General features: G+C 56.8%; 11 protein-coding genes. 10 read left to right on the top strand and 1 reads right to left on the bottom strand.

All coding sequences use genetic code 11. From position 1 onward, the window contains the following. The 10 genes from ABYV26_RS08140 to ABYV26_RS08185 all read left to right on the top strand — a co-directional run. On the top strand, positions 1 to 1,432 hold a 1,432-nt coding region (locus ABYV26_RS08140; RefSeq protein ID WP_372679906.1), incomplete at its 5' end, for a urocanate hydratase. Further along, positions 1,429 to 2,982 carry a histidine ammonia-lyase gene (hutH, locus tag ABYV26_RS08145; protein ID WP_372679908.1) on the top strand — a complete coding sequence of 518 codons (1,554 nt, stop codon included), beginning with the start codon at positions 1,429 to 1,431 and terminating at the stop codon, positions 2,980 to 2,982. The genes ABYV26_RS08140 and hutH, both read left to right, overlap by 4 nt. 78 nt (positions 2,983 to 3,060) lie before the next feature. After that, complete coding sequence (gene ygiD, locus ABYV26_RS08150) at positions 3,061 to 3,885, top strand: 4,5-DOPA dioxygenase extradiol (protein ID WP_372679910.1); 825 nt, start codon at positions 3,061 to 3,063, stop codon at positions 3,883 to 3,885. Between the two features lie 88 nt (positions 3,886 to 3,973). Further along, a complete protein-coding gene (locus ABYV26_RS08155; protein ID WP_372679912.1) occupies positions 3,974 to 4,384 on the top strand; it encodes a DUF2177 family protein in 411 nt (136 codons plus the stop codon). 666 nt (positions 4,385 to 5,050) lie between these two features. Then, positions 5,051 to 6,844 carry a type II CAAX prenyl endopeptidase Rce1 family protein gene (locus ABYV26_RS08160; RefSeq protein ID WP_372679914.1) on the top strand — a complete coding sequence of 598 codons (1,794 nt, stop codon included), beginning with the start codon at positions 5,051 to 5,053 and terminating at the stop codon, positions 6,842 to 6,844. Positions 6,845 to 7,058: 214 nt separating this feature from the next. Then, complete coding sequence (locus ABYV26_RS08165; protein ID WP_372679916.1) at positions 7,059 to 9,230, top strand: penicillin acylase family protein; 2,172 nt, start codon at positions 7,059 to 7,061, stop codon at positions 9,228 to 9,230. Between the two features lie 81 nt (positions 9,231 to 9,311). Beyond that, positions 9,312 to 9,851, top strand: a complete 540-nt coding sequence (locus ABYV26_RS08170; protein ID WP_372679918.1) for a shikimate kinase — start codon at positions 9,312 to 9,314, stop codon at positions 9,849 to 9,851. A gap of 97 nt (positions 9,852 to 9,948) precedes the next feature. After that, positions 9,949 to 11,481 carry an AMP-binding protein gene (locus ABYV26_RS08175; protein WP_372679919.1) on the top strand — a complete coding sequence of 511 codons (1,533 nt, stop codon included), beginning with the start codon at positions 9,949 to 9,951 and terminating at the stop codon, positions 11,479 to 11,481. 47 nt (positions 11,482 to 11,528) lie between these two features. Next, a complete protein-coding gene (locus tag ABYV26_RS08180; protein WP_372679921.1) occupies positions 11,529 to 13,385 on the top strand; it encodes an acyl-CoA dehydrogenase in 1,857 nt (618 codons plus the stop codon). Positions 13,386 to 13,455: 70 nt separating this feature from the next. Next, entirely contained in the window at positions 13,456 to 14,706 is a 1,251-nt protein-coding gene (locus ABYV26_RS08185) for an acetyl-CoA C-acyltransferase (RefSeq protein WP_372679923.1), read from the top strand. 187 nt (positions 14,707 to 14,893) lie between these two features. On the opposite strand, the gene ABYV26_RS08190 is transcribed toward ABYV26_RS08185, so the two are convergent. After that, on the bottom strand, positions 14,894 to 15,886 hold the full coding sequence (locus ABYV26_RS08190) for a hypothetical protein (RefSeq protein ID WP_372679925.1): 993 nt from the start codon (positions 15,884 to 15,886) through the stop codon (positions 14,894 to 14,896). Positions 15,887 to 15,978: the final 92 nt, after the last annotated feature.

Below are 15,978 nucleotides of genomic sequence, written 5' to 3' on the forward strand. Positions count from 1 at the left end.
CTACGGCCAGATGACCGCCGGCGGCTGGATGTACATCGGTCCCCAGGGCATCGTCCACGGTACTTACAATACCCTGCTGGGAGCAGGCCGCAAGATGTGCGGCGTCCCGGCCGACGGGGATCTGTCCGGCCTGCTTTTTGTATCCTCGGGACTGGGGGGCATGAGCGGTGCCCAACCCAGGGCCGCGGAGATCGCCCGGGCCGTGTCCGTTATCGCCGAGGTGGACGGATCACGCATAGAAACCCGCCACCGGCAGGGGTGGGTGAACATGGTTTCCGCCGACCTGGCCGAGATTTTCAAAGCGGCCCTTGCGGCAAAGCAAGAAAAGCGGGTGCTCTCCATCGCCTACCACGGCAACGTGGTGGACCTGCTGCAATACATGGTTGACAACCACATTCCCGTTGATCTGCTTTCGGATCAGACCTCTTGCCATGTGGTCTACGACGGCGGCTATTGTCCCCAGGGTGTCAGTTTCGAGGAGCGCACCCGTCTGCTGGCCGAGGATCGTCAATCCTTTCGCCGGCTGGTGGATGCCAGCCTCAACACACACATGTCACTCATCCGGACGCTGGCCCAACGGGGCACCTATTTCTTCGACTACGGCAACGCCTTTTTGAAAGCCGTCTTCGACGCCGGGGTCACGGATGTGGCCCGCAACGGCAAGGATGTGAAGGATGGTTTCGTATTCCCCTCCTATTTCGAGGACATCATGGGGCCGATCTTCGACTATGGCTATGGGCCTTTCCGCTGGGTCTGCCTCAGCGGCGACCCGCAGGAATTGGAGAAAACCGATCGGGCGGCCATGGCCTGCATCGACCCCGACCGCCGCCCCGAGGATCGCGACAACTATGTGTGGATCCGCGATGCCGGCAGGAACCGGCTGGTGGTGGGCAGCCAAGCCAGAATTCTCTACCAGGATGCTCAGGGACGCCTGCAAATCGCCCTGGCCTTCAATGCCATGGTGAGAAACAAGGAGGTGGGGCCCATCATGCTGGGTCGTGACCACCACGATCCCGGCGGCACCGATTCGCCGTTCCGGGAGACCGCCAACATCACCGACGGCAGCAACGTCACCGCAGACATGGCCACCCATTGCTTTGCGGGAAACGCCGCCCGGGGCATGTCCCTGGTGGCGTTGCACAACGGCGGGGGTACCGGCATCGGCAAGGCCATCAACGGCGGTTTCGGCCTGGTTTTAGATGGCAGCCGACGGGTGGACGGCATTATCCATTCGGCCATGAACTGGGACGTCATGGGTGGGGTCGCCAGACGCAGCTGGGCCAGAAATCCCAATGCCATCAGCGTGGCCGCCGCCTACAACCAAGAGAATGACAACGGCGATCAGATAACCCTCCCCTTTATAGCCGACGACGATGCGGTGGATGCGGCGGTGGATGCGTTGTTTGCCAAAAAACATGGAAAAGATCAATGACCATAGAACCATTGCTTCTGGATAAAGAAGGCATAACCATCGATGATCTGGTGACCGTGGCCAGATCAACCAGAGAAGTCGGCGTGTCCTCGGCCGGAGAAGGCCGGGTGGCCAGAACCAGCGCCTTGATCGAGCGCTGGGTGAAGGAGAAGCGGGTGATCTACGGCATCACCACCGGGTTCGGGGCCCTGTGCAACGTCACCATTTCCGAGAAAGACACGCGTCGGCTTCAGGAGAACATTCTGATGAGCCATGCCGCCGGCGTAGGCAACCCGCTGCCCGAGACGGTGGTCCGTGCCATCATGGCCCTTCGGGTTCACGACCTGTGCCTGGGCTATTCCGGATGCCGCATGGAGACCATTCGCTATCTGCTGGCTTTTCTCAATCACGGGGTGACGCCGGTGGTGCCGGAGAAGGGCTCGGTGGGGGCCAGTGGAGATCTGGCGCCCACCGCCCACCTGGGTCTGGTGCTCATTGGCAAGGGTGAGGCGTTTTACCGGGGAAACCGTATTCCCGGTTCTGAGGCGCTGGATCAGATCGGTCTTGCTCCGCTGGCCCTCGCGGCGGGAGAAGGGCTGGCCCTGATCAACGGCACCCAGGTGATGACAGCCATTGGCGCACTGGTGGTTAACGACGCGGTGCGCCTGTCCAAAATGGCGGACATCGCCTGCGCCATGACCCTGGAGGTGCTCATGGGCTCAAACAGCGAGTTCGACCCGCGCATCCACCAAATCCGCCCCCATCCGGGTCAGCTGGTCACCGCGGACAACATGCTGCGCCTGACCGAGGTCAGCGAGATCATTACGTCTCACGAAGGCTGCGCCCGGGTTCAGGACGCCTACACCCTGCGCTGCGCTCCCCAGATCCACGGGGCCAGTAAGGATGCCGTGGCCCACGCCCGCCGGGTCATCGACATTGAAATCAATTCAACCACCACCAACCCGCTGATCTTCCCGGAAACTGAGGAGGTGCGGCTGGGCGGCAATTTCCACGGCCAACCCGTGGCCATGGCCGCCGACTATCTCTCCATGGGGCTGGCAGAGCTGGGCAGCGTTTCCGAACGCCGTATCGAGCGGCTGGTCAACCCGCAGCTCAGCGAACTGCCCGCCTTTCTGATCAAACAGGGAGGGATCAACTCCGGTTTCATGATCGGTCAATATGCCGCCGCCGCTCTGGTGTCGGAGAACAAGGTACTGGCCCACCCGGCCTGCGTGGATTCCATACCCACCTCCGCCAATAAAGAGGATCATGTGAGCATGGGCACCATCGCCATGCGCCAGAGCCGGGAAATTCTCACCAACGTGGAGAGCGTCATCGCCATCGAACTGCTTTGCGCCGCCCAGGCCTACGACCTGCTCACCGAAACGCGCCAATTGATGGCCGGCAAGGGCACCCGCGAGGCCTACCGGGTGATCCGTCGACATGTGCCTTACATGGCCCAGGACCGGGAGCTGTACAAGGACATGGAAACCATGCTGAACGTATTGCGATCCGGTGAGATCCTCGATGCGGTGGAGGCGGCGGTGGGGCGGATCAAGGTCGTGGGATGATAAATATGTGGTTAAACGTTTAAGGTTAAGGTAGAGGGTTAATCAACCTCAAACCGGAAACCAAATTAGGCGCTGTCCATGATCGCTGAATGTTCCTCCATTATTACCGCTTTGAAGTCAGGATCGGAAACCGGGCCCATGCCGGTCCTGTTCGTCGGCCACGGCAACCCCATGAACGCCATCCAGGACACGGCGTTCAGCACGGTATGGGATGCGCTGGGTCCCAGATTGCCGCGACCGGAAGCCATCCTGTGCATCTCTGCCCACTGGCTGACACCCGGGGAAACCCGGGTGAGTGTGACTACTCGACCCAAAACCATCCACGACTTCAGCGGATTTCCCTACCAGCTCTTCGAGCAGCGCTATCCTGCACCCGGCGCCCCGGGCATTGCCCGGCAGGTTCTGGAATTGGTCGACGACCGCCGGGTCATCGCCGACGACAGATGGGGTTTGGATCACGGGGCATGGTCAGTACTCGGCCGCATGTTTCCCGCCGCCGACATTCCCGTCTTCCAGTTGAGCCTGGATTACCGGATGACGCCCATGGACCACTACCAGATGGCCAGCCAGTTGAAGCCGCTGAGAGACCAGGGTGTTCTGATCATGGGCAGCGGCAACCTGGTGCACAATCTGAAGGCCATGCGCAGTGATGGACAGCCCTATGACTGGGCTGTGGCATTTGACGGGAAGATGGCCGAATTCATGGATCGGGGCGAAGACTTGGCGGTTGTCAACTTTCAGAAGCTGGGTGACTTGGCAAAAAAGGCTCACCCAACTTGGGACCATATTCTGCCGCTGGTCTACACCCTGGCCCAGCGTGACGAAACGGATCGCGTGAATTTTTTCAATGCGGGATTCGATCTGGCGTCCATTTCCATGCGTTCAGTAATCCTGAGCCAATAAAAGCCGCAGACGATCTTCATGATTGGAGCCATGGGCAAATGAAAGATAACCGGGTGCCGCAATCCGGCAGTCAACTATGGAGATATTCATGAATGCACTGTTTTATATCAAGCTCTATCTGCTCACCATCCCCGTTTTTTTTCTCATCGACATCATCTGGCTGGGGTACCTGGGTCGCGGTTTTTACAAGAAACAAATCGGTTTTATTCTCAGCGACAAGGTCAACTGGACTGCGGCCATCGTCTTTTACCTGATCTACATCGTCGGCATTCTCGTGGTTGCAGTGTTGCCGGCCCTGGCCCAGGGATCCATCAGGCAGGCTGTCTTGTGGGGCGCCCTGTTTGGCTTTTTCACTTACGCCACCTATGACCTGACCAACATGGCCACCATCGAGGGGTGGCCCCTGGCCATGGTGGTCGTGGACATCCTTTGGGGGACCCTTTTATGCACCCTTGTGGCCGCCTGCAGTTTTTTTGCGGGGCGCTGGCTTATGGGCTGAGCGCGCTACCCATTTGTCCAGCCCATGCCGCAGAAGCCGATGTGCCTGATGGATATACGAATTAAGGAGCTTCTTCAGCAGATGATAGAATGAAAGGGACCGGAACGTGGATTATCGCACCGGGTCGAATACCTCGGAGCGGGGAACCATACCTCCTTTTTTTAAAACTTACCTGATCGTAGCGGCAACCTGCCGCTTTCCATATGGTGAAAGACGGCGCCACCCCATGCACCGCCGACGCCAGGCGTGAGAAGTCCCGGCAGCCATGCAAAAATCAGGCGGTTCATGACCTGCCGCGGGTTGCCATACTATCGGTCTCCGGTATATGTTCCGTATTGCAGATATTGGTCTCTTCAGGAAAGATCTGGGTGCTCACGGGAATGAAAAGATAGACAGAATGCGCAAAGTCCGCAGTAAGATCGTTTGAGGACAGCGCCTTCGCCCTTGGAATGAACAGCCTCTTGAACCCACCGGATTTCAATAAAACTAATTGATTTTTTAATATAATAAGATATTCAAGGTGTACAGGCTTTTTTCGGAGAGGGCGTTCGCTGTGGCGGCAAACCATTAACCTGTTGACCCCCCCCGCGCTGATTGTTATGAATGGATAGTTCTCTTTTGACCCACACCAGGTGGATTTATCTTAGCGCAGGATGATGTCCATAGATGGAAGATACCGATCAATTGCCCTTTGTGCTGGAAAACGCTACCCTAAAGCAGGATGCTACCGGGCACGTTTTTCCTGATCGTTATGCGATCAAAGAGGTGGGAACGGACCGGGCATTGACCTGCTTTGAAGCCCCCAATCTGCAGGTCATCATCAAGGCGGGGTTGACTGTCACCGCCTCGGCTGCACGCAAGGCCCCTCCGGGAACCATCTATCTGGACGGAGTCGCCCAGGCAGAACCCTTCCTGGATCACGACAAAAAAGTCTACAACTTGGACCATCACGAGGGCTGCGTCCGCACCTTCACTCTGGCCACCTGCGAGCAAGCCCTGATCATGTGTGTGAAAGGTCTGGACCTGCGTGACCGGGAGTGGAAAATTTTCGCCAACGAACCGGATCTTGACACCATTCTGGCCATCTGGATTATCCTCAATCATCAGCGAATCAACAACCGAGATGCCATCCACCGGCGATCCCTTTTCGCGCTGGTCAGGCTGGAAGGAATTATCGATGCCCTTGGTTTGGAGCTGCGCGAACTCAGCGGCTTGCCGGCCGATCTATTACAGAAATTAATGCGTGTGATCGACAGACTGCGAATGGAAGAATTGGAGCTGAAGAAGGCCGGCGAGTGGTCTAAAACCGATTTCCTTGCTTATACCATCGGCGTGCTGCGTAAGTTGGATCAGTTTCTGATCAGATTGGGGGAACTGGATGACTTCAAGGGTGTCGAGGAACTGGCCCGGATCGAGCTGACCAACAACCGTATTGCCGTGGTCGTCGCTTCGGATATAGGCATCTACGAGTTAGAACCCCACCTGACCAAACTATACGGCAACCGACTGGGATGGGTGGCCCTGCGCAGAGGCAAACACGACTACACCCTCAGGCAGATGGACCTGTTCATGCCGGTAAACCTGGAAGATGTGTATCAGCGATTGAACTTCATGGACCCCGCGGTCAAGGGTCGCATAAAGGTCAACCGCTGGGGGGGATCCGGAGACATTGGCGGCTCGCCCAGAGACCTCGGCACCCGGCTGTTGCCTGGAGAAATCGTTTCGGCCTGCCGCGATGTCATCGAAAAGCGCAGCGACATTCGCCACGTGAAACGGTTTTTGTCCAGCGCCGCGATTTCAATGCTGATCGTCATCGCTTCGATTGCCACCGCTCAGAATTGGGAGCCGGCACGGTGGCTGGGCCGTGAAGCGCTCGGCGAGGTGTTCCTGAGCCCGGTCGTCGGGTTACACGCCGCACTCTTATTTTTTACCCTCATCATGCTCGGCATCGTGGCCTTTCGCCGGCCATGGCAGTTTGGCATGATGCTACCGGCCGGCAAAGACTGGTGGCGCCTTCTGCCCATGGCTATCATTTGCGGATTTACCGGTGACATCCTGGTGCCCACCGAAACAATGTTTAACGCCGATCCCGTGGTGGCCTGGACCTTTGCCCTGGTATTGGTTCCCCTTTCCCTGGAACTGCTGTTCAGGGGTTTGGTGCACGGCATGATGGCCCAGCTGGCAACCATTCAGGACTGTGAAAGCCGGTGGTTCTTCTCCGGCCCAACCATTGGATCGGCCCTGCTATATGCGACCGCTATCGGTTTCCAGATGACCATGATGGCCGACCATCCCATGGAAATCTTGACCAACGGCCTTCTGATCAAATATATCGCTGTGGCGGCCATATTCGGCCTGGTGGCTGGAATGATCCGGGAACGGTCGCACAGCATTCTGCCGGCCTGGCTGTTTCACGCAGCAGCCGCGGCGACATCGCTTTTGGCCTTTGGACCTTCTTGAGAGATACCGACGCCTTGGCACCCCTCTACGGCAAGGTGTCGTAGCTGCTTTTTGCTTAGTTCGCGCACCTCGGCCAAGTCCTTCCCAATCGCATACCCACCACAAATGCCTTGAAGCGACTTGACGGCCGGTGTTCAACATGTGGATGCGAGGCAGACCTGAACGATTCCGCCGGCAAGCTGTTTAACGGTTTTGTACAGCAGGAGTCGACGTGATGAAATTGAAGACAACGCCGGTGAAATTGGACGGTGGCGAGGCAAACATCCACGTGCTGAGAAATCGTCACGGCATTCCAGAAATCACCGCAAATACAGTGGCAGATCTGATGAGGGGGTTGGGGTGGGTTCACGCCAATGACCGTCAGATGCAGACGCTGCTCACCAGAATCCTTATCCAGGGGCGTGCCGCAGAATTGCTCAAGGCTGATGACGGCCTGATTGAGGTCGACACCTACATGCGTCGGATGAATTTTCTCCCGGATCCACAGGAACAGGTCGCCCGGATCGAACCGGGCGCCCGCACGGCCATGGATGCTTACGTGAGCGGATTCAACGACTGGATGGCGGACAACGGGCCGGTGTTTGAATTCAAACTGATGGGATATCGCCGCCCGGAGCCCTACTCGACGATCGACTGTCTGCGACTGGCCAAGGTTTTCGGATTTTTAGGCTTGGCCGACATCCAGGCCAATATGGAAAAATTCCTGGTAGAAATGATTCAAAAAGGGCTGCCGGAAGAAAAATTGATGGAGTTGTTTCCCTATCTCACCGATCCCGTGGACAAGGCCTTGATCGGCCAGGTCAGGCTCTCGCCGCCCCTGGTGCCGTCGGCCGTCGAGTGGCTCAACCGGCTCCCCCGGATCAATGCCTCCAACAACTGGGCCGTGGCCGGTCGTCACACCCGTTCCGGCTTTCCGATATTGTGCGGCGACCCCCACCTGGAGATCAACCGCCTGCCCAATGTCTGGCAGGAAGTCATCCTCCGGCTGCCCGGCAACACCATGATGGGTGTCAGTATCCCAGGGATTCCCGGACTGATCATTGGACGAAGCAAATACCTGGCATGGAGCGCCACTTATGCCTATATGGATATGCTGGATTATCGCATCGAACGATGCCGAATTGGCCAATACTATCGAAAAGACGGCTGGAAACCTTTTACCGTTCGTGAGGAAACAATCAAGATCAAGAACAAGCCCGCCATCCGAATCATGATCTATGAGAATGAGAATGGACTGCTGGAAGGCGACCCCCATCGGGAAGGTCACTATCTGGCGATGGGATGGTCGTGCGCCAAGGGATGCGGGGCAGACATTTTTGACACGCTGTTTGGGCTGATGGAGGCAAAAAATGTACACTCCGCCATGACCCTGTTTCGACAGCTGAAATCCGTTGCCATGAACTGGGTCTGTGCCGATGTCGGGGGGAACATCGGCTATCAGATGAGCGGCCGGCATTTCAAGAGGCCCAAAGGAATCAGTGGGTTGCTTCCCCACGCCGGATGGGAGAAACAATTCGATTGCCTGGGGTTTAGCGACCCCGACGACTTGCCCAATGTGTACAATCCTCCCGAGGGCATCATCGCCACTGCCAACCAGGACCTCAATTATCTGGGTCGATCCAATCCGATCAACTTGTGCATGGGGCCCTATCGGGCGGACCGCATCGTTGAACTCCTGGAGACGGGCAGCGGACTTGATGTGGTATACATGAAAGACATGCACTATGACCTTTACTCCCTGCAGGCGGAGCGGCTGATGAGAATTATCGGCCCCCTGCTGCCGGATACGGACAACGGCCGTGTATTGAAAGCGTGGGATCTGCGTTATCATGCCGACTCGACAGGGGCCATGCTGTTCGAGTCCGTATACCGGGCCATCATCGACGTGGTATTCGGCGACCACGGGTTCGGACGCGAGGTGGTGAACCATATTTTATCGGAAACCAGCCTGTTCAACGACTATTACGCCAACCTGGACCGAATTCTGGAAAAGCAGTCATCAGCCTGGTTCGACGGGCAGACCAGAGAGGCGCTGTTCAAGCAGGGTGTCAACGAAGGACTCCGCGTCGATCCGAAAACATACGGGTCCTCACGATCGATCATTCTGGCCCACCTGCTGTTCGGTGGCCGGTTACCAAGATTTTTTGGGTTCGATTACGGCCCGATTACCCTCCCCGGGTGCCGGGCCACCATCCCCCAGGGCCAGATATTCAAAAATGCAGGGCGGCTGACGACCTTCAGCCCCACTTATCGATTCGTTGCCGATCTGGCCACCGATGAGATCCACACCAACATAGCCGGTGGCCCATCGGATAGACCCTTTTCCCGATGGTATATCTGCGACCTCAAAAACTGGTATGAAGGAAATTACAAAGTGTTACGATGAAGTCGTCTCCCCCGTGTTTCGACCGGTGGCTTAGAAAGGTCGGCGGATCGGACGGGATCGTTATAAAAGGATGGGTGGTAAATGATGAGAAAACAGAATTTGATCCTCATCGGCATGCCCGGGGCTGGAAAAAGCACCATTGGGGTCCTTCTGGCCAAACGCATGGGGGTGTCCTTTTTGGACACGGACATCCTGATGCAGACGGGAGAGGGTTGCTATCTGCAGGAGACCATTGCCGACCATGGATTGGACGGTTTCCGCCGCCTCGAGGAGCGATATCTGCTCTCTGTGCCGCCGGACTGCGGGGTCGTGGCCACCGGGGGCAGCGCCGTATACAGCCAGCAAGCCATGGCCCACCTCAAATCCTTGGGGCCGGCGGTTTACCTGCAGATCGATATGGTGTGTCTGAAGGATCGATTGGGCAATCTGGATGAACGGGGGGTGCTGAGAATGCCCGGTCAAAGTATCGACATGCTCTACGACGAACGGTGCCCGCTGTATGAGCGCTTCGCAGACATCACCGTTTCCACGGCCGGTGTGACGCCGGATCAGGTGGTGACGCAGGTGCTTCGGCGACTAAAATCGTCCAGGCCAGCTCAAGATAAAGCGGCCGACTGGTGAGTAGAATTCTCTGCGGTTGATTTTTTCTGAGAAATAGGCCAAAAAAAGCTGGAATCCTTTTCTAAAAAATACTTGTGCCAACTAAAAGGAGACATCGATGAACATCGGCAGCCTTTTACCCCACCATGCGCGTTATCGTCCTGACCACCTCGCTTTTGTCTGCGGCGAAGAACGGTTTTCCTACGACGCTTTTAACGCATACGTAAACAAACTGGCCAACGCACTGCTGGACTGCGGGCTTGCCAAGGGAGACAAATTCGCCACTGTCTTGCCCAACTGTACCCAGCTCATGGCAGCCTATTGGGCGGCGGCCAAAACAGGGTTGGTCATTGTACCCAGCAGCACCATGCTCAACGCGAGCGGACTCACCACCCTGCTGAAAAACTCCGACACCACCCTGGTAATCGCCGACGCCGCGTTTGCCGACACGTTGGATAGTATCCGCAATGATTTAGCGGCCATCGGCGATGATCGCTTTATTCTGGTGAATTTAGACAGTCCGCGCGATGGATTCCGCAGTTACGGCGAATTCGTTGGCCATGCAAGCGAGCAAAACCCCCCGGAGATCCCCATCGACGACCACGATATGTACAACATCATGTACTCCAGCGGAACCACCGGCGCACCCAAGGGGATCGTTCATACCCACTATGTACGGGCCATGTACTGCACCATCTTCGCCGCCTCCTGGCGTATGACACCGGAAAGCGTGGCTCTTCACGCCGGCGCTATCGTCTTCAACGGCGCCATGCTGGACCTGATGCCCTGGATGTTTCTGGGTGCCACCTACATTCTCCATGAGAGCTTCAACGCCGAGGCGGTCATCGCCGACATCGAAAAAGAAAAGGTAACCCATGTGGTCATGGTTCCGGCCCAGATCATCGCCATCCTCAACAGCCCGGCCTTTGAACCGGCCAAACTGGCCTCTCTGGAAATGATCCACAACGTGGGCGCCCCGCTGCTCCTGGAATACAAGCACCGCCTCAACAAGGCACTGCCCGGTCGTTTATACGAGTTGTACGGACTGACCGAGGGCTTCATGACCGTGCTGGACAAGCATGACGCCGTTCGCAAGGTGGGCTCCGTGGGAATCCCCGCCCCTTTCATGGAAATGCGCATCCTGGATGCGGAGAGTCGGGAATGTGCACCCGGAGAGATCGGCGAAATCTGCGGCAAGAGCCCGATGATGATGCCCGGTTATTACAAGCGGCCGGACCTGACCGAAAAAGCGATTGTCGACGGATGGCTGCACACGGGGGATTTGGGCTACGTGGACAACGAGGGATTCCTCTTTCTCGTCGACCGCATCAAAGACATGATCATTTCCGGCGGCGTGAACGTCTATCCCAAGGATATCGAGGAGGTGGTGATTCGCCACCCGGACGTCAGCGAAGTGGCGGTGATCGGGGTGCCCGATGAAAAATGGGGTGAGGTGCCCATTGCCGCGGTGGTGCTCCATCGAGGGGCCGAGCTGCTGCCGGAAACGTTGATCGATTGGACCAACCAACGGGTGGATGCCAAATTCCAGCGCATCCGGGACGTGGTCATCATGGAATCGTTTCCTCGAAATGTCGCCGGCAAGATGCTCAAACGCGACATGCGGGAGGCATATAAGAGACCCGTGGGCTGAAGTCGGCCAACGGATGACGGACGGCAGAAAAACGGGAGACTGAAAACATGGCACAGCAGATTGCAGACCGCCGGGACATCGATTTTGTCCTCTACGAACAATTAAACGTCGAGCAGCTGTTTACATCTAAAAAATACCGGGAACTGAATAAGAAAATGGTAGACATGGTGATCACCGAAGCCCGGGCTTTCGGCATCAAGGAAGTGCTGCCCACCCTCGCCGAAGGAGACAAGGCCGGCGTTGCTTTCGAAAACGGCAAGGTGATCGTTCCGGCGTGCTATCGCCGCCCGTACCAATTGATGGTAGAGAATGGGTGGACATCCCTCGCCGAGGATCCGGCGATGGGTGGCCAGGGGCTGCCCCACATGGTCATGCGCGCTGCCTACGAATATTTCTACGGCGCCAATTGGGCCATGGTGACCTATGCGCTGGAGGGTCACGGCACCGGCAAGATGATCGAATTGTTCGGTACCGACAAGCAGAAATCGTTGTTTCTGGAAAAGCTCTACACCGGCCAATGGGGGGGGACCATGGATCTCACTGAACCAGAAGCCGGGTCCGATGTGGGTGCCCTGACCACATCAGCCAGGCGGCTCGATGACGGCGCTTATGCCATCACCGGTAACAAGATCTACATCACCAACGGTGAACACGATCTCACCGAGAACATCATTCATCCAGTGCTGGCACGCATTGACGGGGCCCCGGCGGGAACCAATGGCATCTCCATTTTTATCGTCCCTAAAATCTGGGTCAATGCCGACGGCAGCCTGGGTGAGACCAACGACATCGTATGTACTGGTACGGAAGAGAAGATGGGCATTCACGGCAGCGCTACATGTGCCACGTCTATGGGCAGCAAGGGCCTTTGTCGGGGTCTTTTGCTGGGAGAAGAAAACGCGGGCATGAAAATCATGTTCCACATGATGAATGAAGCCCGGCTGGATGTGGGCTTCATGGGATTTTGCAATGCCACGGCAGCCTTCCTTCATGCGGTGAACTTCGCCCGGGAGCGTATTCAGGGGAAAGACCTGGCCGAAGGAAAGTCTTCCGAGGCCACCCCGGTAGCGATCATTCGACACCCTGACGTGCGTCGCATGCTGCTGTGGATGAAGGCCCACGTGGAGGGCATGCGAAGTTTCATCTACTATGTTGCCCGCTGTTTTGACCTGGCCGAATGCGCCGACGAGAAAATGGAGCGAGAGCGCAACGATGATCGCATTGCGCTGCTCACCCCCTTGATCAAGGCCTACTGTGCCGAACGCGGATTTGAAGTCTGTATCGAGGCCATACAGGTGCACGGCGGATGCGGCTACACCATGGACTACCCGGTCGAGCAGTTGGCCCGGGACTGCAAGATCGCCTCCATTTTCGAGGGCACCGACGGCATCCAGGCCATGGATCTCCTGGGCCGCAAACTAGGTATGAAAAAGGGAGCGGTGTTCATGGATTTTATCAGTGAAATAAAAATTACCATCGGCCAGGCCAAGGCCATCGCTGTCATCAGCCCCCTGGCAGCAGCACTGGAGACTGCTGTGGAGCAGCTTGGAGAGACCGCCATGGTCATCGGCAAGCAAGCCGTCGGCCCGACGTTCAAAATCGCGTTTGCATCGGCTCACCCCTTCATGATGGCCATGGGAGATGTGATCATGGGCTGGATGCTGTTGTGGCGGGCAGCGACAGCATCAGCGCCATTGGAGAAGATCATTGGCGGACTGGACGATGAAAAAAAGGCCAAAAATCTGGATAAGGATAAAAACGCCGCTTTCTACGATGGTCAAATCCAGAGCGCCCGCTATTTCATCAATGCAGTGCTGCCGATCACGCTCGGCCGCCTGGCTGCCGTGCGCGCCGGTGAAGATGCCGTGCTGAACATCACAGAGCGGGGTTTTGGAGGCCTATAGACCGCTTCTCGCAAAGCACACACCAACCAAAAGGATACACACCGGACCCATCTATGAACAGGAGAAGAACATGAAAGACGTCGTCATCGTTTCAGCCTGCCGGACCGCGATCGGGGCCTTCGGTGGAACACTCAAGAATTCCAACGCGGCGACCATCGCCAGCATCACCATGAAACAGGCGGTGGAGCGAGCCGGCATCGATCCGGCCATTATCGACGATGTGCGCTACGGCTGCTGCATGGAGCCTGCCGACGCCCTGAATGTCAGCCGGGTGGCCGCGCTTCTGGCCGGCATTCCCGACACCGTGACGGCCGTCACCATCAACCGCGTGTGCATTTCCGGGATGGAGGCGGTGCTGTCGGGCATGGCCATGATCCAGGCGGGTATGGCCGACGTCATCCTTGCCGGTGGTGTGGAACACATGAGCGGTGTCGCCTACCAGGTGCCCAATGCGCGCTGGGGATGCCGACTGCAGGACGCCGTATTCGTGGATGCCATGATTCACGCCCTTCACTGCGGTTCCCACATCATCCCTCACCCTGAAGACGGCCCAGTGGATGCCACCCAGCCGCCGCTGAGCATGTGTGTGGGCAAGCCCTACATCATGGGCCAGACCGCTGAATTCATCGCCCAGCACATGGACATATCCCGCAGGGAGATGGATGAGGTGGCGCTGAAAAGCCAGAACAATGCCGAGCGGGCCAACGACGACGGCTCGTTCAAGGACGAGATCGTACCCATGCAAATTCCCCAGCGCAAAAAAGAGCCCCTGGTCTTTGACCGGGACGAGCACTTCCGCCCCGGTTTGACCATGGAACAACTCGAAAAACTGCCACCGGCCTTCGTACCCAAGATCGGCAAAGTCACCGCCGGCAACGCCTCGGGCATCAACGACGGCTCGGCAGCCATGGTGATCATGAGTGCCGACAAGGCCAGGGAACTGGGCATCCACCCGTTGGCCAAGATTGTCGCCACAGGCCGCGGCGCTTGCCATCCATCGGTCATGGGGCTCTCCCCGGTGCCAGCCGTCAGGAACCTCATGGACCGCCAAGGCATGACAATCAGCGATTTCGAATTGGTGGAGGTCAACGAGGCCTTCGCCGCCCAGTATATCGGCTGTGAGCGTGAACTGCACCTGAACCGCGACATCACCAACGTCAACGGCTCCGGCATCGGCCTGGGCCATCCGGTGGGCGCCACCGGCTGCCGGATCATGGTTACCCTGCTTTACGCCATGAAAAATAGGGGTCGCTCGTTAGGGATGGCCACGCTGTGCGGCGGCGGCGGCGTGTCCATGGCCTGTGCGTTGGAAATGCTTTAATGCCGTTTCTTTAAATGCTTCAAGTTGCGGTGTGGTTGAGAAAATCAACCAATTAAGCTAAAAAAATGCAACCCGCATAAAAGAATCTGCCCCTACCTCCGGATAAGTTTGGAGACAGGGGCAGACTAATTGATTTAAATAAGTCCACTGCACGTTTTTCTTGATCACTCGATCCTACGGGCTACTCTCATTGGCACCCACTCTGCCCGTATAGATTTCGAAGGATTGCAAAATCCAATATATTAACGTAGCCGTCACTGTTGACATCTGTTGGAATCCAACCGGGATCACCATTTTTACCGTAATCAGATCTCAGCTGAGCAAAATCTAGGATGTTCACAACCCCATCGCTGTTCACATCAGCGGCCAATTTAACACATAAGTCCGAGACTCCCAAGTTAAAATCGTTGGTAATAGCGATGGTATCAAGCCTCGTACCGTCTTCCCCCTGCCTGATTGTCAGCGTGTGGAATCCAGCCTCCAACCAATATACCTGCGGGTTAGTCGCGTCGCGCGGGGCATCGACATCGCGATCACTGACCACATCCCACGTCCAAACGCCCTGGCCGCCCAATTTAGTGTGCCAGACCAGTTCTTCTTGACCGTCCACTGAGACGAAAAAAGAATCACTGGCGGAGTCGTTTGAAATCTGGCGACCCCATATAATATAGTCACCGGCTTCCGGCACTTCGAAATAGAATTCTGCATATCCGGCATTGACCGAAGGGTAGGTAAAGCTCCCGGTTCCTTCTGGCACCCACACATAACCGCCGGCTGAGGCAGAAGGATCAGCACCGATTTCCATCGGCAATTGCAAATCCCCATCTTCCGCTTCGATCCATATGAGTGAAGAAGTACCATTGTTGAATTTAACTTCAATGGAATCGGCGCTTTCCTGCACGCCCACGAAGGCTCGCACCACGAAGAAGTAGGCGACATTCTCTTCCAGGCCATAGACGGTTGCGATGGTACCGTAACCGGTCCAGCAGGGCTGACTGTAGTCATATGCCTGGCCTTCTGCCCGAAGATAGATAGAGTAGCCATCCGGTGCAGGATCATTGGGGTCCCATGTAAGGGTGACTTGAGCGGCTTGAGACAGGACGGGAATAGACAAGAACGTTAAAATGAACAGCGCTGAGAACGAAAATCCGGTGGTACGGGCGAAATACCAGCTCAACATACATTAGCCTCCGTATTCATTGTGGACGATAGATGGACTTATGGTGGACACAACCACTTGCCTTGGGCACCCCCGCTGTTAATGGATGATGA

Origin of the sequence: Desulfosarcina sp. (assembly GCF_041551955.1) — a bacterium.
Lineage (GTDB): Bacteria > Desulfobacterota > Desulfobacteria > Desulfobacterales > Desulfosarcinaceae > Desulfosarcina.

Coding starts and splice junctions, on each gene's coding strand:
- hutH (WP_372679908.1), top strand. CDS start 1,429: ATGACCATAGAACCATTGCTTCTGGATAAAGAAGGCATAACCATCGAT.
- ygiD (WP_372679910.1), top strand. CDS start 3,061: ATGATCGCTGAATGTTCCTCCATTATTACCGCTTTGAAGTCAGGATCG.
- ABYV26_RS08155 (WP_372679912.1), top strand. CDS start 3,974: ATGAATGCACTGTTTTATATCAAGCTCTATCTGCTCACCATCCCCGTT.
- ABYV26_RS08160 (WP_372679914.1), top strand. CDS start 5,051: ATGGAAGATACCGATCAATTGCCCTTTGTGCTGGAAAACGCTACCCTA.
- ABYV26_RS08165 (WP_372679916.1), top strand. CDS start 7,059: ATGAAATTGAAGACAACGCCGGTGAAATTGGACGGTGGCGAGGCAAAC.
- ABYV26_RS08170 (WP_372679918.1), top strand. CDS start 9,312: ATGATGAGAAAACAGAATTTGATCCTCATCGGCATGCCCGGGGCTGGA.
- ABYV26_RS08175 (WP_372679919.1), top strand. CDS start 9,949: ATGAACATCGGCAGCCTTTTACCCCACCATGCGCGTTATCGTCCTGAC.
- ABYV26_RS08180 (WP_372679921.1), top strand. CDS start 11,529: ATGGCACAGCAGATTGCAGACCGCCGGGACATCGATTTTGTCCTCTAC.
- ABYV26_RS08185 (WP_372679923.1), top strand. CDS start 13,456: ATGAAAGACGTCGTCATCGTTTCAGCCTGCCGGACCGCGATCGGGGCC.
- ABYV26_RS08190 (WP_372679925.1), bottom strand. CDS start 15,886: ATGTTGAGCTGGTATTTCGCCCGTACCACCGGATTTTCGTTCTCAGCG.